This is a genomic window from Kurthia sp. 11kri321 (genome assembly GCF_001534765.1).
Lineage (GTDB): Bacteria > Bacillota > Bacilli > Bacillales_A > Planococcaceae > Kurthia > Kurthia gibsonii.
Window position 1 is genome coordinate 2,740,326 of record NZ_CP013217.1, and the last position, 19,675, is coordinate 2,760,000.

Here is a 19,675-nt window from a genome sequence, read left to right on the forward strand (position 1 = left end):
CTATCCCTCATTTCTAATTGTTCTTTTTATAATATTTGTATAGGCTCTTACAGTGAATATATAGTAAATCGCATAAATTACACTATAAATCCCCATCCAAATACATACTGGTACAAAAATATTCATATTAAGCACACTTGAAATTGCTTTTAAAGCGACTGCACTATGAATCATACCAACAATTAATGGGACACTGAAAATCACACCGACTTGTGCGGCAATCGAATATTTCATATTCTTCATACTGATACCCATCTTGTGTAGAATCATAAACTGCCCTTTATCTGCTTCTGCTTCTGTTAAAATTTTAAAATAAATAATACTTCCTGTTGCGAGTAAAAATACAAACCCTAAGAAACTACCTACGAATAAAACAATCCCAATATTCTCCATACTTTGTTTTACATCAATTGGATAACTTGAAAAGCGTGCATCTTCTGGCATCTTTTGCTGAATTTTCTTCGCTTCGTTTACAGTTAAACTTGTATTGTTCAATGCATGAACTATCATTTTTTCACTTGTACGTTCTAACTGTTTAAATACATCTGGTGTAACAATTAATGTTGTATAAGCAATGGAACTATTTAATACATTTTCTTTTGTTACATCTTTTAAACGTAGTGATTTGTTCACTTTTACAGCATCTAACTCTTTCCCTTTATAGTCAGGTGAGTAACGCTCATCATAACTTGGATCAATGATAACTGCTTCTTTTCCTACCACTTCAATAGTTGGCTTATCTATTAAACGCGCCAATTGATTGTACGTGTTCGTCGTCATCACTGTGTAATTTCTTTTGCCATAAGGACCAAAAGCATCTGATAGCTCTTTTGCATCGAATTCTGTATAGAGAATGTCAAATGACTTACCTTTTTGATTGAGTTTTGGTGTATCTTTTGTTTCAACATACATATACGTGAATGGGTCTGCTTGTTGAATTGTTGATTTTGTATTGTAGTATAAACCGAAAACAGCGCCTCCTGCTGTAATTGTTGTAGCACTTAATACCGCAATAATCGTTAATGTTTGGGCATTTCCTCGGATACGATAAAGTAATTGTGAAACTGTTAAAAGCCTTAAATTTTGCCAGATGAGCCCTTCTGATTTTTTAATTAATTTTAGGCAATATCCAATGAATGAATGGAAAATTAAGTATGTTCCAATAATGACACATGCCAAAATAATAAATGGTGCTGCAACACTTAGATTTTTCCATATAGGGGATGTTACCATGTTTGCTAGCGCTATATAATACCCTACACCTACTAAAACTGCTCCAAGTAATGCCAACCAAAGATTTGGCTTTGGTACTTTTTCGCCTTGTTTTTCTGCTTGAAATAATTCAATTAATTGGAAGCGATATACAACGCGATATCCTTGAATTGATGTGATTAAAAATAAGATGAAGAACACGCAAACTGTATTAATCACTGCATCAATAGATAATGTAAAATGCGCTACAGCTTGGTAATCCATCATTTTTAATAACACCCATAAAAATAACTTAGAAGCTAAAAATCCAAAGAAAATACCGAAAATAAGGGATATGATTCCTAATAATAAATTTTCGAAGAAGAGTAAAAAGCCAATCTGTCTTTTACGTACACCGAGGAGTGCATATAACCCTACTTCTTTTTTTCTCTTTTTCATAAAAAAAGCATTTGAATAGAATATAAAAATTGTCACAAACACGAGTAGTACGACGGATGAACTCGACATGATGGATGCAATTTTTTTAGAAGCTTCTACTTCCCCCGTAATCGTCTCATTATACTTCATCGTGACAAATGTAAAATAAATAGCAATACTAAAAACCATTGAAGCAATGTATAAACTATATTGTGATAGATTACGACGAATATTTTTACGTGCGAGACTAAATAATGTCATCCATCTCACCGCCCATACTGCCAACGGATGCTAAAATCTGCTGGAAAAATTGTTTACGTGTTTGTTCCTCACGATGTAACTCATGTGATAATCGACCATCTTTAATAAATAGAATACGCTGACAAAAACTCGCTGCGAATGCATCATGCGTTACCATCATAATGGTTGAATTTTTCTCTTGATTAAGGCGACTTAAACTTTCAAGTAAATCGATTGCTGATTTCGAATCAAGCGCACCCGTTGGTTCATCTGCCAAAATCATCGTTGGTTGCGTAATCAATGCACGAGCTGCTGCTGTACGTTGTTTTTGCCCACCTGAGATTTGATATGGGTACTTTTCAAATAGAGTCTCAATACCAAATACACGTGCTATCTCTTCCACACGTTTGCGAATCTCAGCTGCTGGCACTTTTGAAATCGCTAAAGGTAATAAAATATTTTCACGAACTGTTAGAGAATCAAGTAAGTTATAGTCTTGAAAGATAAATCCTAAATTTTCACGACGAAAATCAGCTAATTGTTTCTCTTTTAACTCATGTAACTTTTGATTATTCATAAATATTTTGCCATTCGTTGGTGTATCAATTGTTGCTAATATATTTAAAAGCGTTGATTTACCCGCACCACTTGGTCCCATAATACCAACCATTTCACCTTGTTGGATTGTAAAATTAATATCCCGTAGTGCTGTAAACTGATTCGCTCCTTTTCCAAATGTCTTTTGTACATCTTGAATTTGCAAGATTGGATTCATGTCTTACACCTCTTTCTTTTTCTTACTTTCACTATACCTTCCCATCCTTACAATAAATGAAGCACAACCTTACGAAATCCTTACAATAAAAAAACAGTTGGTATAAAACCAACTGCTTCCTCCTTATTTTCTTGTCGTAAATAGATTTGCCGCTTCATCAAAGAAGAAACGACGTTTTCCTTTTCCAAAAATCACAAGCATGATATGAATGAAGATTACAATCGTCAAAATGAAGAAGATTATTGTAGAACCAAGTGCTAAAAACACAGATGCCTCATAGTATGGCGAGTTCATCGTCACATGAATATTATCAAGTGTTCCTGCGATCACGCCTACAAAATAAGCAACATAGATGGCAATAAAACGCTTAATTAAGCGTGAAATCGTCGTCTTTTTCGATAACTTACTTGAATAACGGAAGCGCATAACAGCCGTTCCCAATGTTCGACCATTCCAAATAATTGGAATCAATACGAGGAATACAATGAGTAATAGTGTCGTCACGATAAAGCTCGTTACTTCATTATGCTTTGTGAACACCATAATCCACTGACGTGATAAATCTACTAAGAATAAATCAATCAAAATGGCAAGTAGCACAGACATTGGTTTCACTTCATCTTTTTCAACTAAATAAGCGGCTCTTTCCTCAATTGTTTTCTTCGATGGGAATACAGCAAGAACAGCTGGCGCGATAAAGTAACCAATCACACCACCAAATGTATTCATCATTAAATCATCCACATCGAATAAACGATACGCACAATTATAAATACCATAAATACCTGTTAATTGCGTGATTTCAAAGAATAATGTTGTACAAAATAAGACGATTGTTGCTTTCCACCAGTATGCTTTTTCAACTAAGTAATAGCGTAAATACACACCTAAAGGTAACAACAATAAGAAATTGAAGAAGGTTTGATAAAATGCTGGTTGTTTAAATAATAAGACATACGTTGCTGGATTTTTAATATCTAACCAATTTCCCTTGAGTGTATCCTCTATAAATTTAAAAGGAATTAATGAATAGTGCTGTGTATTAGGTGCTTGCATCGCACAAGTATCGCGTGTTGCTGGTAGTGGTAAAATCACTAAAAAAAATGCAGCTAAACTATAAAATATAAATGAGAACGAAATAACTAGAACAGATAGTGGTAAATATCCATATTTTCGATATGTATAGATTAACCACGGAATCCAGATTGCTACTGCTACAATTCCAAAAACAATCGCTGCTGTTAAGATGGGCATAGAATACGCCATCATTTGACATCCCTCCCCTTTCTTTCAAACGCTTTCTTCTTCTCTGAAGTTGCTTTTCCCTTTTTTATTTAGAAAAAATCAAATCTATTCGAATAAAAATAAGAAACAGCTGAATTCTACTGTTTCTTATATAGTCTAATTTATTATTCTCCTGCTAGAATATGCTCTTTACAAAATGCTAAAATTTCTTCTTCTTCATCTTCTTCAAGCGCAAACTCTAAGTAGCTTTGATCACGTTTAGCAATTAAAAAGTACGTCACAATCGCATATGCATCCTCTTTTTTAGAAACGATGACGCGTGCATCAATTCCGCCTTCTTGGAATAATTCATCTTCTTCATCAATATCTAACTCTAATAGAAATTCGTAACGTTCACCTTCAATAATATTGGTTGGGTCTAAAATTTCTTCCATCATATACGATAAAATATTCAATCTAGTTCGCTCCTTCAATGTTTCATCTATGTTAATGATAGCGTAATTTTTCAATTAGTAAAGTCACGCGCTAAAGAAAAGTAGGAATCGTTCAATGAAACGATTCCTACTGATGCTCAGTTAATAAATAGCCAAGCATTTCTTAGGTATGATTCTAACAAACAATATGTAGAGTTTGAAAGCACCAATTGGCTGAACAAGACCAATATTATGGGAGGGTGCTCTCAATATAGTCGAACGATCACCGCATACAGCATTGGAGTTCCATACGCAGTGATTTCCCCATTAACAAATGTATTACTTTTTGACGTCTCTCCAAGTAATAAACTGAGTTTTTTTACATTTCTTAACAGGTCTTTATACAATTACCCACATTACAATGTTTTAAACCTCTTCCGACATTATATTTACATATTATTTTAAGTAATACCAATTAGAATCCATATTCATTTTATCCAAACAATAATGCCAGTCATTTAAACGTAATTTATAAGTGAATGCGGCTGATTGTCGGTAGTTTACTTGTTCTGAACCTGCGTAAAAATGATCCCATTCATTATTCTTTTGATAACGTTCTAATTTACTTCCTTGTTGAACTTTCTTTTTAAATTCTTCAAAAGCATATGGAATCACTTCTTCAAAAATAGCTGAAATGCCTTTATGATCGAGCGTTTCACACATCGTACGCGTCCAATAACGCACAACTTCTTCATCTAACGGTGCATACCGTGCCTGTTCACGGTTATATAGATGCTCTTGTGCCTCTTTATGTCGTTGATTTAAATCTTCTATTTTGTACGCATAAAAAGAATCAAAAATTGTTGCGAGCTTTTCTTTAAAATGGAGCGATAAATCTTCTTTTGTCAGTGCCACTTGAAATTTAATCGCAAATAAACCGAGTTCTATTCCTAACTGTTCCTCACTAACAGCTGTTGATTTTTGTGGAATGAGCCATTTTTGAGCAGATTGATAAATCGTCGCTGCTACACACAAATCTGCTTCACTATATAAATCAGCTGGCATGATTGTACATTGTGTATAGAGCTTAGACACCATTAACCGAAGAACATCCCCCATAAAATAGGAATCGCGTAGTAACCATTCTTCATTCGTACCTTGAATTTCCGTGTAATCTGGTTCCATTTGAATAAACTCATTATATTGATGTACTTTACGTAAAAATAATTCTGCAATCGATTTTTGCATAACTTGTGATTCATTCGGTATATCATTACGCTCAAAAAATTTACCAACTGAGCGCGTATAAACCGCTGCCATACGCTCAAAACAACGTTTAAAAATCGTTTCTAGTTCTTGAATTTGCTGTGTGCGTTCTTCACCTACATAATCACGCTTCACACGTTCATGATACACAACATATTCAGAAGCTAGAAAATCAATATATTCTGAAATCTCATCTAACTTTGATAAAGATAATCCTTCTTTTGCACTCACATTGTATTCAACCATCTTCCAAAATATTTCTTTTGGCAAGCCATTTTGTTGAAGTTGTTCAATCGAACTTTGACTCGTAGACATTCTTTTTTCAGGTGAGAAATACTGTGGTAATCGATTCTTTGCATCTTGTATGTAGTGCGCTTTCATCTGTTCAATCTTTTCACTTTTTATCTGACAAACTTGTGCATGTTGATCTTCCATATCATTGTCCTTCCTCCCATAAAGAAACTAAAGCATCGTACAAGCAAGTTTCTATTTTTCCCTTTATACTAACTATATTACTTTAAAAAGGTGGCTTTTTCTATGAATCTCATCGTTATTGGTGGAGGAATTGGTGGTTTATGTACTGCCTACGCACTTCAACAACAAGGCTTAGATGTTCACGTATATGATGCAGCTTCATCTTTTAAACCGATTGGTGCTGGAATTGGGATTGGTTCAAATGCGATGCAAGCTCTTGTTAAATTAGGTATTGGTGAAGCCATTCAACAAAATGGAACGATTTTAAAAACACAATTATTTTTAAATAAAAAAGGAACCCTTTTAAATTCCATCGACTTTAGTTCATTCCAAAAACGTTTTGGACAATCGAATATCACAATCCAACGTGCCGACTTACATCAAGCACTCTATGATCAATTGCTTCCACATACACTTCATCTGCACAAACGTTGCATTCAAGTAGAGCAGTTAGAAGATGGTTGTATCGTTCATTTTGAAGATGGAACAACCGTTACATGCGATTATGTCATTGCAGCAGATGGACTTCATTCGCCCATTCGTCAACAATATGTACTAAATAGTAAACCACGTTATGCTGGTTATATGTGCTGGCGTGGTGTCGCAAAAGCAGGTGATCTTGTACAACCACATACATCTGTGGAGATATGGGATTCAATCGGACGATTTGGTTATGCACCAATTAAAGATGGACAGGTATATTGGTTTGCGTGCGTCAATGCGCGTGAGCAAGATCCTTTTTTACACCATCTCGAAAAAGAACAGATTGCTTATTTATTCAAAGACTTCCCACAGCCTGTAGCTGAACTCATTCGTCAAACGGACCAAGAGCTCATTCTAACGCATGATCTATATGATTTAAAACCGATTCAGACCTATCATTTTAATCGCTGTATTTTACTTGGAGATGCTGCACATGCGACTACGCCAAATATGGGACAAGGCGCTGGACAGGCGATTGAAGATGCACTCGTATTCTCACAAGCATTACACGATTTCAAGGACTTTCAACAAGCCGCAACGTACTACAATCAAAAACGACACGCTAAAACAAAAAAAGTAACAACTTTATCTCGTAAGATTGGCTGGGCAGCTCAGTGGGAGAATCCATTACTTACGAAAAGTCGTGATGCTGTATTCCCATTCATCCCTTCAGCCTTATTATTAAAAAGACTCGATTTTTTATTCAAAGATTAAAACATAAATTACTTTAAGTAGTGGGGCAAGATTTACAACAGGACGTTGCGTTCTTTTCTTGCCTACCTCTATTCGTTTTTCGAAGCGGAAATTGATCTGAATGAACAAATCCCTTATGATTTTGAAAAATCATAAGGGATTTGCCATGTTGAAAATACTTTTGTCTCAGTCTCTTTTCTATTTTATGCTCGTGTTAATCAGATAAACTATAGCTCAATTTCATCTTCTTCGTTCCTGCCAGCACCATATTACCAAGTAATTTATTCGTCTCATCAAAAGCGATTTTTGCATAGCGCTCATTCACTGCTTCTAAATAGCTGTGTAAATCATCTTGTAATTCTACTTCTTCATCTGCATTTTGTTGTAAATTACGACAAGCAGCGACTACTTTTTGTTCATATGCACTGTGCATGTCATGGTACAATCCGAAATTCGTATCACCTAGTAACGCGATTGTATGACTTAACCAGTGCATCTTCGTAATATCAAAATCTTCCTCTGTATCACGATAACAGGCAGGTGTATCCGTCACATTCGCATAGAATGGCACCATCGCATTGAATGTATTTGGACCAAATGCCAGCCAGTGAATTCCTGCGATATGCGTTGGTACATCATTACGAATTTGCAGAATATGACTCTCTTGATTACGATTCAAACCGATTGTACGGAATAATTCGCGGTCTTTCGTTTCGCCCTCACCATACGGGTCATACGGTGTATTTTCAAAATGCGAACTTAGTGCCCACTTCACATCTTCAACTGAAATTTTACGATTTGCATAACAGATAAATGGTAAATTTTGTTCCGTTGGTTCATATTCTAGTTCAGGATTAAATTGTTTTTGAATATACCAAGCGCGCGGATTATTATAGCGCGTGTCTTTTACCGTCGCACTTCCAAAAATATGACGTAAATTCGTTCCTTCAAAATCAGGATTCAAATGATGTTTTTCAATGAATTCCTTCAATCCTGTTGAACAAAGTGTATCATCTGACGCAAAGTCAAAATGCGTAATATTAAAACGGTTTGGAGCGATAACATAGGCATCATCTGGAATACGAATAGCCGCCCAGTGATGTCCTCCAATTGTCTCCATATACCAAATCTCATCTGCATCTGAAAAAGCAATCCCATTCGATTCATATGTGCCGTATTCTTCTAAAATAGCACCTAAACGTTCGACACCTTCTCTTGCAGAATAAATATAAGGCAATACAATTGTCAGCATATCTTCTTCACCAATTCCATCTTCAACAAGTGGGTCGGCTCCTAATACACGTGAATTCGTTGTAATGGTTTCTGTCGCTGTCATCGCAACATTCTCGCTATTAATACCTGACTCTCCCCAAATACCGAACCCTTCCATCGCATCAGGTGTTGCAGTATAACGTAACGGATTTTCTGGTAATTGCATTTCAAATGCACTTTGAACCGATGTATAGTACGTCGGTTGGTCCTCTGGATTCATGACAATAAATCGTTGTGGATTTTTATTAGCTGTCCCACTATCTTCATTACGTGCAATCATCGTAGAACCATCTATACTCGCTTTTTTCCCAACTAGCATCGTTGTGCATGAACCAAATTTTCTTTTTTTCATCGTATCACCCTTCTTTTTCATCTTCGTCTAAAATTATAGCATGACGCAAAAAACACCCTATACAAAAGGTATACCCTTTCCTCTTGTATAGGGTGTTTTTATGCTTCTAACAGTTTTAAAATTTTCGTGTAACCTAATTTTTCAGCATGTTCAATCGGGGTTACACCATCACGATCTGCAATATCCGGACTTGCACCGTAACGTAAAAGCAATTGTACTGTTTTGACATATTTATCTGTGCCATCCCCTAAAATAATTGCTTCTAAAAGAGCTGTCCAACCAAGATTATTCACATGGTTCACATCACTCGCTGTATTTTTTAATAACCATTCCAATGTTTCCAAGTGTGCTCTCTCACTCGCAGGAATAATCCCAATACCACCATAACGATTCACGACTTTCACATCGCCTTTTGAACCCATCAGCTTTAAAATTTCTAAATAGCCTTCTGCCGCGGCGTAAAGAAAAGGTGAATTTAAACGATCGTCTCGCTTGTTCACATCTGCCCCTTGTTCAATTAAAAAAGCAGCTGTTTTTTCATCTCGATTGTATGTGGCAATCATGAGCGCTGTACGCCCACGTTCATTCACTTGATTAATTGGGAACTCTAATTTCAATAAGTGCTTTAATGCATAGATGTCACTTTCTTGTACTGCACGAAACCAACGTTCTTTTTCTGTTTCTGGCTGCGGTTCTTTTGCACTTGCACTCATAAAAGCACCGCTAATTGACTGTTTAATAAATGATACAAATCCTTGCTTGTCCATTTGCATCACGCCCCCTTACTAATAAGCAATTCCTACTCGTTTATGTGTGAATAAATGTTCACGTAAAGCTTCAAAAGCTAAGTCTGCTGTGTCATAAATAGAAATTCGACGTCCATCAAGCGGCAAATAATCTTTTTCATATCGATATACACCTACACGCGGCTCACTCACTAATGCAGTCGGACAAATAATCGTCCAATCAAGCCCACTTTCTGCCAAAGCACGATACACTTTCTCATGTTCACCTGCAGCGAACTTAACTCGCTGGCGTGATTCACTTGATAAATAGCGTAGTTTCCCTGGTTCCACTCGACTTTCTACAATACCAGCCGTCCCTATAGTGACGATACGATCAATTTTTTTGTTCTCCATTACCTCAATAATATGTGCAATTGATTGTGAAAGCGTTGTTGTACCGTCTGTATTTAAGCCCGAGAATACCGCATCACAACCATCAATTGTTTGATTTACATCCTCTATATTTGTTACATCCCCACGTATAATTGTTAAATTTTCATGAGGTGTTACATCTCGCCCTTTACGAATGAGCGCTTGTATTTCATATCCTTCATCTAAGGCATGTTGCATAAAAATAGAACCTACTCGCCCTGTCGCACCGAATATAGCTATTTTCATTTTTTCTCCTCCTGCTGTTTTGGTATGAATTTTTTTAAAGCATCTTCACCTGACTGTTCTGCAAGCGGTACACCTGAACGATAAGCAGCACGACAAATGAGATGTCCTGCTACAGGTGCTGTTAAAAAGACAAAGACAATTCCAAGTAATAAACGAACGCTCACTTCACCTTCATGTGCAAAAAAGTAAAGGAAGGCTCCTACCAGAGCTAACATAACGGCAAGTGTTGAACTCTTTGTTGCCGCATGTGAACGTGTATAAACATCAGGCATTCGAAGTAAACCAAAAGCACTCACCAAGCTCATCATACTAGCAAATAAAAGGACGAAAGCAGCAATCCATTCACCGATCTGATTTATGTTCAATGATGACCCCCCTCTCTAAAAACTTACTAAAAGCAATCGTACCAATGAAAGAAAGAATTCCTAAGATTAAGATTACTTCTAAATAAGCTTTCGTTTCAAATACAATGGAGACGATAGCTACCATTGATAATAAATTAACACCAATAGTATCTAAGGCAACAATGCGGTCTGGCATCGAAGGCCCTTTTACTACACGATAAAACGAAATAACGATAGTTAGCGCAAAAAAGACGAGCGCCACTTTCAAAATGAGTGTAATCACGTACGTGTCACCTCCATAATTGCCTGTTCAAATCGACTCATCGAACGAAGTACATCTACTTTTGATTGTTCTATATCCATCGCATGAATATAAAAAGTATGTCCATCTTCTGTAATTTCCATGACGACAGAGCCAGGTGTTAGTGTTAACAACAAAGCAAGTGTTGTAATCTCTAAATCACTTTGAAGTGCTGTTTCATAAGTGAAAATCCCCGGTGTAATATTCATTTTAGGACTGCAAATTTGCTTTAAAACAACCGCACTTGAAACAATCAGTTCTTTTAAAAATAAGAATAATAATTTTATAATAGACCAGACTTTTTTTATGTAAAAAGACTGTCCAAAAAATCGATGCATTAAATACATTACGAGTAATCCAATCAAATACCCTGTAAAAAATGTTGTTAAATTCACGCTATCCTCATCTTTTAAAAGCATCCATAGAACCGCTATCACCATGTTTAAAAATAATTGAAATAACATGTTAGCCCCCCTCTGGATATAAAACGGCTTGAATATAAACCGATGGATTTGTTAATACATGTGCAGCATCTTTCACAAATGGTGCTGCTACTTCTGCACCTACCCCTAAACCAATTGTACAAATCATAAGCAAAATCATCGCCAACATCATACTAAATGGAATACACTTTTTCATTTGATGACTTGCCATAGACTCACCAAAAATTGATTTTAAAAAGACGCGTAATAGTGAGTACAACATCACAATACTTGATAAAAAACCGAGTAATAAAGTAATGTACATACCTTCGTCAACTAATCCAATACCAAGTAGCATCTTACCGATAAAACCACTAAATGGAGGAATTCCAGCAAGTGATAACATCATCAGGAAAAAAAGCCAACCAAAGAGTGGAAAGTGATGAATCAATCCTTTAATTTCATCAAAACGAATACGTCCTGTTATATAAATCATCGTACCAATCATTAAAAATAAGAGAGCTTTCACAATAAAATCATGCATAAAATAATAAATAGCGCCCTCCAGTGCCTCTGTTTGATTCGCATACAAACCGAGTAAGACAAAGCCTACACCGATGACCACGTTGTAGCCAACAATTTGACGTAAATCGCGGTAACCTATCGCACCAAAGCTTCCAAGTATGATGGTTGCACAAGCTAATATACCGATTAATGTATGCGTGATATTTTCTTGTACAGTAAAAATTAATGTGAATGTGCGGAATAATGCGTAGATGCCTACCTTCGTTAATAAGGCACCGAACAATGCTGCAATGGCTGTTTCAGGAACACGATACGATCCTGGTAACCAATAAAATAGAAAGAGTCCTGCTTTTAATGCAAATACAATTAAGAAAATAAGTGCAACCGTTGTTAAAACAGGTCCTTGATGGATTTGATGTACACGCTCAGCTAGATGTGCCATATTCAATGTACCAAGCGTACCGTAGATCATCGCAAGTCCTACTAAAAAGAGCCATGAAGCAAAAATATTAATGATGACATACTTTAAGGACTCTCTTAAACGCTCTTTCCCACCACCAAGTGTAATCAATACATATGAAGCTAATAACATTACTTCAAAACAGACAAATAAGTTAAATAAATCCCCTGTTAAAAATGAACCATTCACTCCGGCAATCATGAACAGCATTAATGGATAAGCAAAGTTTTTCGCATAATCCTCTGTTAAAGTTGAAAAAGCGTATAGAAAGCAACATAATGCCACAATACTTGCGGTTAAAACGAGCAACATCGCAAATGAATCCGCCACGAATGTGATACCAAAGGGTGCTTCCCAACCACCAAAGTATAATGTTTGAATACCTTGTTCTTTTACCGTCACGAGAAGAAAAATATTCGTAACAATGAGCAGCAGCATCGCAAATAAGACACCAATTTTTTGTAATTTAATATACGTACGGAAAAAAATTAAAATGACTGCTACACATAACGGAATAAGCATGGGCATGATAACTAAATTATTCATATTCATCGCCCCTTAACTTTTCTACATTATCTGTCTTATTCGTCGCATAAACACGGTAAGCTAGTACTAATAAGAATGCTGTTACAGCAAAGCTAATCACAATTGCGGTTAGAATTAACGCTTGAGGTAGTGCATCTGTATAGGGTCCTGGCTTTTCTTTTAGTAAAGGAACGTCCCCCTTTTTCACTTCTCCAATTGTTAAAATTAATAAATGAACAGCGTGTGATAATAAGGCCGTTCCTAAAATAATACGGATTAGATTTTTTGAAAGGAGAAGATAAGTGGCCACTGCTACAAAAATACCGATTAAACAAACCATGAGTGTCTCCATAAATTAATCATCTCTCCCTTCACTAATACTTAAAATAATTGTCATCACGACACCTACGACTGTTAGTGCAACACCGAGTTCAAACAACATGACTGTCGCAATTTCCTTTTCTCCAATTAAGGGGAAATGTACTGACATCGAACTCATATTCAAAAAGGGTTTCCCAAATAAAGTTGGCACGATCCCAGTTGTTATCGCTAACGCCACACCAATTGCTGCAACGATTTTAAAATCAATCGGCAACCCATTCTTAACTTTTTCAGTATCATACGTGATATACAGTAGTATGGCAGCAGAAGCTAATACTAAACCTGCTACAAAGCCGCCGCCTGGTGTATAGTGACCTGCAAAGAATAGATAGATAGCAATTGTTAAAATAATAAAGACAACAAATTGTACAACCGTTTTTAAAATAACATCATTAATCTTCATATTTCTTCTGCCCCTTTCTTGCTCTAAACTTAATGAGTGTATACACACCTAAGCCTGCAATGAGAAGCACGACAACCTCTAACATCGTATCAAAAGCTCGGAAGTCACCTAAAATTGTATTAACAATATTTGCACCACCAGCTAATTCATAGGCATTTTCAAAAAATCCTGAAATGGTTTTGAACTCACTATAATTCAATACAGTAAATGAGATGGCCATAACAAGCGCACCAGCTGCAAGAGAAATCAGCAAATTCATCGACTTTGTTGCTTTTGGCTTTTGTTCCTTCGACCATTCAGGTAAATAAGCAAAACTTAATAAAAACAATACCGTTGTCACTGATTCAACAACGAGTTGTGTAAGTGCCAAATCAGGTGCTCTAAAGACAACAAATAACATCGCGACACCTAAACCAAGAACACCATTTGATACAACTGCTGTCAGTCTTGATTTCGCGAATAGCAAGAAGATAGCTGCTCCTGCCATAACAATCATCAATAAAATCTCAAACCATTCCACAGGTGCTTGATCTTCTAAATCAATTGCGAAAATATGACTTTGAATAAAGTAACCACCTACAATGAGAATAAAAAATACATAAATATACATTAAATAGTGACGAACTGACCCCGTCATATATAAATCTGTTACGAATTTTCCGACAATCTCAGCTTCTTCCAGCAACTGATTATATAAATAATTAAGTGTCCATTTTTCAGGAAGACGATTATATAGGCGCTTCCATTTTGGCCATGCCAGATACAAGATAATCCCGAATACAATAACACCTATTGTCATAAAGAGCGCTGTATTGAATCCATGCCATGCCGCAATTGTAGGCGTCATCTGCTCAAATGGTTGTACTGTTGGGTAAACACTTTGCATCGCACTACCAATTACGAATTTCCCAAGAATATTTGGGAAGAAGAAGATGAAGATAATCGATACAGCTAAAATAATAGGTGAAATCAGCATGCCAATCGGCGCTTCATGAATTTTACGATCTGTCGGTAGCTTGTCTGCTGAACCGAAGAATGTTTTAAAGACTAAAATAAAGCAATAAACAAATGTGAAAACACTTGCAACCCAAGCGATTACAGGGAATAAAACAATCCAACTATGCACATTCATCTCTTGAATAGCGAGTGTCGCTTCAAAAAACATCTCTTTACTGAGGAAACCATTAAATAATGGTAAACCTGCCATTGAGAACCCACCAATTAAAGCAATTGAAAACGTAATGGGCATAATCGTTATGAGACCACCTAATCGTCGTAAATCACGTGTTCCGACCTCATGATCTAAAATACCAACCATCATAAATAAAGCACCCTTAAATGTGGAATGGTTAACTAGATGAAAGAGTGCAGCAAACGTTGCTTGTGTATAAATAACGTCCGTTATTTCTCCTGTTGTGGCATATACAACGGAACCCATTCCAAGCAAACTCATAATTAACCCAAGTTGGCTAACCGTTGAAAAAGCGAGAAGTGCTTTTAAATCGTTCTGTTTAACAGCATTAAAAGAACCCCAGAATAATGTAATAAGTCCAACAATACTCACAATCCAAAACCATGAAAGATTGTATGCAAAAATTGGTGTAAAGCGCGCCACAATATAAATACCGGCTTTCACCATCGTAGCTGAATGTAGATAGGCACTAACAGGCGTAGGTGCTTCCATCGCATCAGGTAACCAAATGTGGAATGGAAACTGAGCAGATTTTGTAAATGCGCCAAGTAATACAAAAAGCATGGCTAAGTATAGTGATCTATTTAAATTTTCGATTGAAATCGTAGAGATGATTGTGCGGATACTATAGCTGTCCATTTCATGTGCGAGAATTAAAAAACCCATCAGCATGATGATGCCGCCTGTGACTGTAATCAACATGGATTTTTGTGCGCCACGACGTGAAGCTTTTCGATGATGCCAAAAAGCGATTAGTAAGAATGAGGCAATGCTTGTAAGCTCCCAAAAGAAGTACAACATAATAAGATGATCTGAAAAGACAACGCCTAACATGGCGGTCATAAATAATAGTAAGTAGCAATAAAACTTGTGTAATGCTTCTTTTTTTGAAAGATAAAATATGGAGTATAAAATAACGAGTGCACCAATCCCTGTGATGAGTAATGCAAAAAGCATACTCAAACCGTCTAAATATGTAGTAAACGTCAAATTGTAAGACGGAATCCATCGCCATGAATGAGAGATTGTATCGCCTGATGCGATTTGTGGAAGAAAGCGTAGTAACGCAATAAAAAGTATAAAAGGTACTGCTAAAGCAACCCACCCTAAATGAAACTTACGAATTCTTGTGTGGAAAATAGGAATGAGGATTGCCATGAAGAAGGGTAATAAAATAGCCCATTTTGTAATCAAATAAATATCCCTCCATCGCTAATATATGCTGTTTTTTTTGAATTACTTGATTATTGGTTGCAGATTCACCATAATAAGGAGTTGAATCAGCAAATAAAAACGTTTCGTCTTTTTGGAATTAACTGTATAATGTGTTATAAATAAAATAGTAAGGAAAAATTCTATTTTAAACACATTTATATGTAAATTATACATGAAATAAGCATTTCTTTCATGTATGAAGCGTTATCTACTACTGAAAATTTATGACTTAAAAGGACAGGTGATTTTATTTGAAATTCCATGGACGTATGGACGAAAGCATACTAGTATGTGTATATTACGGACCAAATGGCGAACGTTTAATTCGTCGTGGACATAAAATTGCTACAATGCTTGATTGCCCTTTATATGTACTGAACATCAGTCGTCAATCTCGAGAAGAATTTGACTCATCACAAGAAGCTGACCTTTTACATTGGCAAAATCTAGCTGTAGAATTTGAGATTGATGATTTAATTTTAAAAACAAATGAAGATCGTCCCATTCAACAAGTCATTGCAGAAGTTTGTAATGACCTGAATATTACACAAGTAATTATCGGACAAACTGCACAAAGTCGCTGGGAAGAAATTACGAAAGGCTCATTTATTAATCAATTGCTAAAAGCATTACCTTTCGTTGACATCCATGTTGTATCTGTTGATCGACAAATCCACGTAGAAGATCACCTTTATGAGAAAGCGATTCGCGCTTATCTAGTGGATGATGAAGGTGTCTATCGTATTTATTTCGATTTACCTGATAAGTTCATCTGTGAAGGACTTTTTTATAAAGAGCTAAGTACAGATTTTGATAACGGTCGCTTTAAATTTATGTACAAAGGTAAAACGTATGAAATTGAAGTAGATGATGGTTATATACATGATGAACGTATTATTAAAGAATTAAATATGTAAGTAATAAAGGAGGAAGCCCATATTGAGCTCCCTCCTTCATTATTTATGGCTTAATTAATCGATCAATTTCATGTAAGTGCGGAATTGCAGTAATTGCACCTGCTCTTGTAGCAGTTAAAGCACCTAATTGATTTGAAAAGAAAATATAATCATATGCTTCTTTTTCCGTTTTCGGTAAACCATATAAGTGAATCGAACGTAAAATACCTGACATGAAGGCATCACCTGCACCAGTCGTATCCACACAATTTATCTCAATTGAAGGTACATGTTGTACATTTCCGTTGAATACAACATATGTCCCTTTTTCACCAACTGTAATCATTAACATTTTTAAATCATATTTTGCTAATGCTTTAATTCCGTCTTCAATCGTTTTAGTTTGTGTAATGAAAAATAGTTCTTCATCTGCTAATTTCATTACATTTACATACGGTAAAAACTCACTAATCGTTTGTAAACACTTTTCAGGACTTTCCCAACGTAATGGACGAATATTCGCATCCATCGCAATTAAACAATTTTTCTCGATTGCCTTTTTTACTGCTGCACGTGTCGTTTCAAGCGCTGTCTCTTGAAACATCGTATTTGAGCAAAAACTAAAAACTGAAGCACGTTCAAAAGCACGATCATCTAAATGAGTTGGATCGACTTGAATGTCTGGTGTCTCATCTGAATAATTCGTAAAAATACGATCATAATCTTCTGTCAGATGTACTTCTACACCTGTTACACGTTTTTCTGGAATAATTTGCGCATACTCTGTGTTAACCCCTTCATTTTTTAACTCATTGCGTACAAATTGAGAAGTTTCATCGTCCCCTGTTACTGTAATAATTGCAGAAGGTGCACCAATTCGACTAACTCCAGCTGCGACATTAATCGTTGTACCTCCTAAATATTTTGTAAACGTTGTATTCGTTACATCATCTGCAATGTAATCTACAAAAGCATCCCCGTAAATCAAGACGAAATCTCTAGTTGGTTGTAACATGTATTAAGCTCCTTCATAAAATATCTTCCTTCTATCGTACCATGAAGTCTGACAACACAAAAGTATCTTTTAAGACTTATTTATTCCGAAATACCCTTTTTTTATACTTTATGAAACAAATCTGTTATAATGGCGAGTGTACAAAGGAGTTTGATAACAATGGAGATCAAAGTTAGACAAGCGCAGATAAAAGATGGTTCAAAGGTTGCGCCACTTATTGTAGATGCTATTGGCGAGATTGCTAATCGTATTACAGGAGAGGAGACACCTGAAGCAGTCATTGAAGGGCTGATTGAACTGTTTGAGCGTGAGGATAACCGAAACTCTTACCTCAACACATACGTTGCCGAGTGTAATGGTGAAGTGGCAGGTATGATGGTCGTGTATGGTGGTGATCAAGCCGTATCACTCGATGCGCAACTTGAAAAGTGGTTAGCTGCTAAAAACGCACCTGTTCAGACAATCGAAGTAGAAGCAAACCCAGATGAATTTTATATTGATACTGTTTGTGTCGACCCTCAATTTAGAGGTCAAGGAATTGGCACAATCTTATTAAAATATGCGGAAACGTTATGTAAAGAACAGGGTTACCCAAAATTATCGTTAAGTGTCGAGTTACAGAAAAAACGTGCACGTCACTTATATGAAAAAATAGGTTATGTGTATTCAGAACCTTGGATGATTATTGGTGAAGAGTTCGACCATATGGTAAAAGTAGTTCAATAATTTTTAAAGAGGCGACACTGATATGTGTTTCCTCTTTTTATTTATTCAAATCGAATACCTTGTGATAAATCACTTAATCGACGCTCATCTAAAATAATAAGATGTCGTTTTTCACGTTTAATAACACCTTCTTCAACCAATTTTTTAACAACTCGATTCAAATGTCGGTGTGAAGTACCTAATAAATCTGCAATCTCTGCAATCCGCATGGTCTGTAGTTCCTGTCCGAAGTTATTATCCGGATCTGAGCTAACAGTCGATAATAGAAAGCTTGCAAAACGACTTTCGACAGACTCTAATAAATTCACACGTGTCGCAACTGTATTCGTTTGTAACTTATAACTAATATGCTGCAATAACTGTTGTAAAAATAAAGGATTTTGCATTTCATACTGTTTTATATAGTCAAAAGGCAATGTCATAATAATACTGTCAATAACTGCTGTAACTTGTGACTGTACTGGAACCTGACGAATTAATTCTAAGTCACCTAAAACGGTCAAAGGATGGTTAAAACGAAGTAAAAGGAACTTCCCCGTATGTAAGCTAGAAGTGACCTTTACACGTCCTGCTACAAGATAATACAAAGAGGTTAGTTCCTCTCCTTCACTCATTAAATTTTCTCCTTCTGCTACTTCAAATATTTTAAATGGTACATTCTCAATGTTCGTAAATATTTGTTCAAATCGATGTAATCGAATGTATTGTTCTAAAATTTGAGGGTCTTCAATTAATTTCATACAAAACCTCTTTTTCTGGACATATGTCCTATATTATTATTTTTTCTCTTGATACACTATTAAAAGAATTAAATAGGAGTTGGCATGATGAATAAGAAGTTATTATTCCCCTTACTAATTGTAATTGCTTCTAGCAGTTATGGTATTTTATCTACAATTATTAAGGTCGCGATGGCACATGGATTCACGACAGCAGAAGCTGTACAGAGTCAATATGCGATCGGTTTTTTATTAGCGTTTATTCTCTTTATTATAACGCAACGTTCTCTCCCTAAGCTATCCGCA

21 protein-coding genes (1 of these 21 running past the window's edge) are annotated in these 19,675 nt (G+C 35.9%); 4 read left to right on the plus strand and 17 right to left on the minus strand.

Annotation, left to right across the window (positions count from 1 at the left end):
• The 5 genes from ASO14_RS13690 to ASO14_RS13710 all read right to left on the minus strand — a co-directional run bounded on the left by ASO14_RS13690 (position 1) and on the right by ASO14_RS13710 (position 6,003).
• Positions 1–1,890, minus strand: coding sequence for an ABC transporter permease (locus ASO14_RS13690; RefSeq protein WP_068456602.1), 1,890 nt, complete (start codon positions 1,888–1,890; stop codon positions 1–3).
• Positions 1,877–2,644, minus strand: a complete 768-nt coding sequence (locus ASO14_RS13695) for an ABC transporter ATP-binding protein (RefSeq protein WP_068456606.1) — start codon at positions 2,642–2,644, stop codon at positions 1,877–1,879. The genes ASO14_RS13690 and ASO14_RS13695 overlap by 14 nt, the downstream gene beginning before the upstream one ends.
• 123 nt (positions 2,645–2,767) lie before the next feature.
• Entirely contained in the window at positions 2,768–3,913 is a 1,146-nt protein-coding gene (locus tag ASO14_RS13700) for a VanZ family protein (RefSeq protein ID WP_068456609.1), read from the minus strand.
• 140 nt (positions 3,914–4,053) lie between these two features.
• Entirely contained in the window at positions 4,054–4,344 is a 291-nt protein-coding gene (locus ASO14_RS13705; protein ID WP_068456613.1) for a DUF6509 family protein, read from the minus strand.
• Between the two features lie 414 nt (positions 4,345–4,758).
• Positions 4,759–6,003, minus strand: coding sequence for a hypothetical protein (locus ASO14_RS13710; RefSeq protein ID WP_068456616.1), 1,245 nt, complete (start codon positions 6,001–6,003; stop codon positions 4,759–4,761).
• 102 nt (positions 6,004–6,105) lie between these two features.
• Between ASO14_RS13710 and ASO14_RS13715 the strand changes: the two genes are divergently transcribed.
• On the plus strand, positions 6,106–7,239 hold the full coding sequence (locus ASO14_RS13715) for an FAD-dependent oxidoreductase (RefSeq protein WP_068456618.1): 1,134 nt from the start codon (positions 6,106–6,108) through the stop codon (positions 7,237–7,239).
• Positions 7,240–7,432: 193 nt separating this feature from the next.
• Here ASO14_RS13715 and ASO14_RS13720 read toward each other — a convergent pair whose 3' ends face one another.
• The 10 genes from ASO14_RS13720 to ASO14_RS13765 all read right to left on the minus strand — a co-directional run bounded on the left by ASO14_RS13720 (position 7,433) and on the right by ASO14_RS13765 (position 15,956).
• Positions 7,433–8,842: a C69 family dipeptidase gene (locus ASO14_RS13720; protein WP_068456622.1), complete on the minus strand. Its 1,410-nt coding sequence runs from the start codon at positions 8,840–8,842 to the stop codon at positions 7,433–7,435.
• A gap of 98 nt (positions 8,843–8,940) precedes the next feature.
• Positions 8,941–9,609 carry an ankyrin repeat domain-containing protein gene (locus ASO14_RS13725; RefSeq protein WP_082701491.1) on the minus strand — a complete coding sequence of 223 codons (669 nt, stop codon included), beginning with the start codon at positions 9,607–9,609 and terminating at the stop codon, positions 8,941–8,943.
• Between the two features lie 18 nt (positions 9,610–9,627).
• Positions 9,628–10,245, minus strand: a complete 618-nt coding sequence (locus tag ASO14_RS13730) for an NAD(P)-dependent oxidoreductase (protein WP_068456629.1) — start codon at positions 10,243–10,245, stop codon at positions 9,628–9,630.
• On the minus strand, positions 10,242–10,610 hold the full coding sequence (locus tag ASO14_RS13735) for a Na+/H+ antiporter subunit G (RefSeq protein WP_068456630.1): 369 nt from the start codon (positions 10,608–10,610) through the stop codon (positions 10,242–10,244). Before ASO14_RS13735 ends, ASO14_RS13730 begins: the two co-directional genes overlap by 4 nt.
• The gene (locus ASO14_RS13740; RefSeq protein ID WP_068456636.1) at positions 10,588–10,872 is read right to left on the minus strand and encodes a Na(+)/H(+) antiporter subunit F1; all 285 of its coding nucleotides are present in this window, start codon (positions 10,870–10,872) and stop codon (positions 10,588–10,590) included. The genes ASO14_RS13735 and ASO14_RS13740 overlap by 23 nt, the downstream gene beginning before the upstream one ends.
• Positions 10,869–11,354 (minus strand): Na+/H+ antiporter subunit E, encoded by a 486-nt coding sequence (locus ASO14_RS13745; RefSeq protein ID WP_068456639.1) that lies wholly within the window; start codon positions 11,352–11,354, stop codon positions 10,869–10,871. The genes ASO14_RS13740 and ASO14_RS13745 overlap by 4 nt, the downstream gene beginning before the upstream one ends.
• Before the next feature lies 1 nt (position 11,355).
• Complete coding sequence (locus tag ASO14_RS13750) at positions 11,356–12,843, minus strand: Na+/H+ antiporter subunit D (RefSeq protein WP_068456641.1); 1,488 nt, start codon at positions 12,841–12,843, stop codon at positions 11,356–11,358.
• On the minus strand, positions 12,836–13,174 hold the full coding sequence (locus tag ASO14_RS13755) for a Na(+)/H(+) antiporter subunit C (protein WP_068456644.1): 339 nt from the start codon (positions 13,172–13,174) through the stop codon (positions 12,836–12,838). Before ASO14_RS13755 ends, ASO14_RS13750 begins: the two co-directional genes overlap by 8 nt.
• A 3-nt stretch (positions 13,175–13,177) precedes the next feature.
• Positions 13,178–13,606: a Na(+)/H(+) antiporter subunit B gene (locus ASO14_RS13760; RefSeq protein WP_068456647.1), complete on the minus strand. Its 429-nt coding sequence runs from the start codon at positions 13,604–13,606 to the stop codon at positions 13,178–13,180.
• Positions 13,596–15,956, minus strand: a complete 2,361-nt coding sequence (locus tag ASO14_RS13765; protein ID WP_231727014.1) for a Na+/H+ antiporter subunit A — start codon at positions 15,954–15,956, stop codon at positions 13,596–13,598. Before ASO14_RS13765 ends, ASO14_RS13760 begins: the two co-directional genes overlap by 11 nt.
• 308 nt (positions 15,957–16,264) lie before the next feature.
• On the opposite strand from ASO14_RS13765, the gene ASO14_RS13770 reads away from it, so the two are divergent.
• Positions 16,265–16,930 carry an adenine nucleotide alpha hydrolase family protein gene (locus ASO14_RS13770; RefSeq protein WP_231726961.1) on the plus strand — a complete coding sequence of 222 codons (666 nt, stop codon included), beginning with the start codon at positions 16,265–16,267 and terminating at the stop codon, positions 16,928–16,930.
• A 43-nt stretch (positions 16,931–16,973) separates the two neighbouring features.
• Here ASO14_RS13770 and ASO14_RS13775 read toward each other — a convergent pair whose 3' ends face one another.
• A complete protein-coding gene (locus ASO14_RS13775) occupies positions 16,974–17,924 on the minus strand; it encodes a carbohydrate kinase family protein (protein WP_068456656.1) in 951 nt (316 codons plus the stop codon).
• A 159-nt stretch (positions 17,925–18,083) separates the two neighbouring features.
• On the opposite strand from ASO14_RS13775, the gene ASO14_RS13780 reads away from it, so the two are divergent.
• Complete coding sequence (locus ASO14_RS13780; protein ID WP_068456658.1) at positions 18,084–18,650, plus strand: GNAT family N-acetyltransferase; 567 nt, start codon at positions 18,084–18,086, stop codon at positions 18,648–18,650.
• A gap of 41 nt (positions 18,651–18,691) precedes the next feature.
• Here ASO14_RS13780 and ASO14_RS13785 read toward each other — a convergent pair whose 3' ends face one another.
• The gene (locus ASO14_RS13785; protein WP_068456661.1) at positions 18,692–19,390 is read right to left on the minus strand and encodes a Crp/Fnr family transcriptional regulator; all 699 of its coding nucleotides are present in this window, start codon (positions 19,388–19,390) and stop codon (positions 18,692–18,694) included.
• An 87-nt stretch (positions 19,391–19,477) separates the two neighbouring features.
• Between ASO14_RS13785 and ASO14_RS13790 the strand changes: the two genes are divergently transcribed.
• On the plus strand, positions 19,478–19,675 hold the 5' portion of the coding sequence (locus ASO14_RS13790; RefSeq protein ID WP_068456665.1) for an EamA family transporter. The gene runs 705 nt beyond the window's last position; only the first 198 of its 903 coding nucleotides appear in the window; it begins with the start codon at positions 19,478–19,480; its stop codon lies off the right edge, out of view.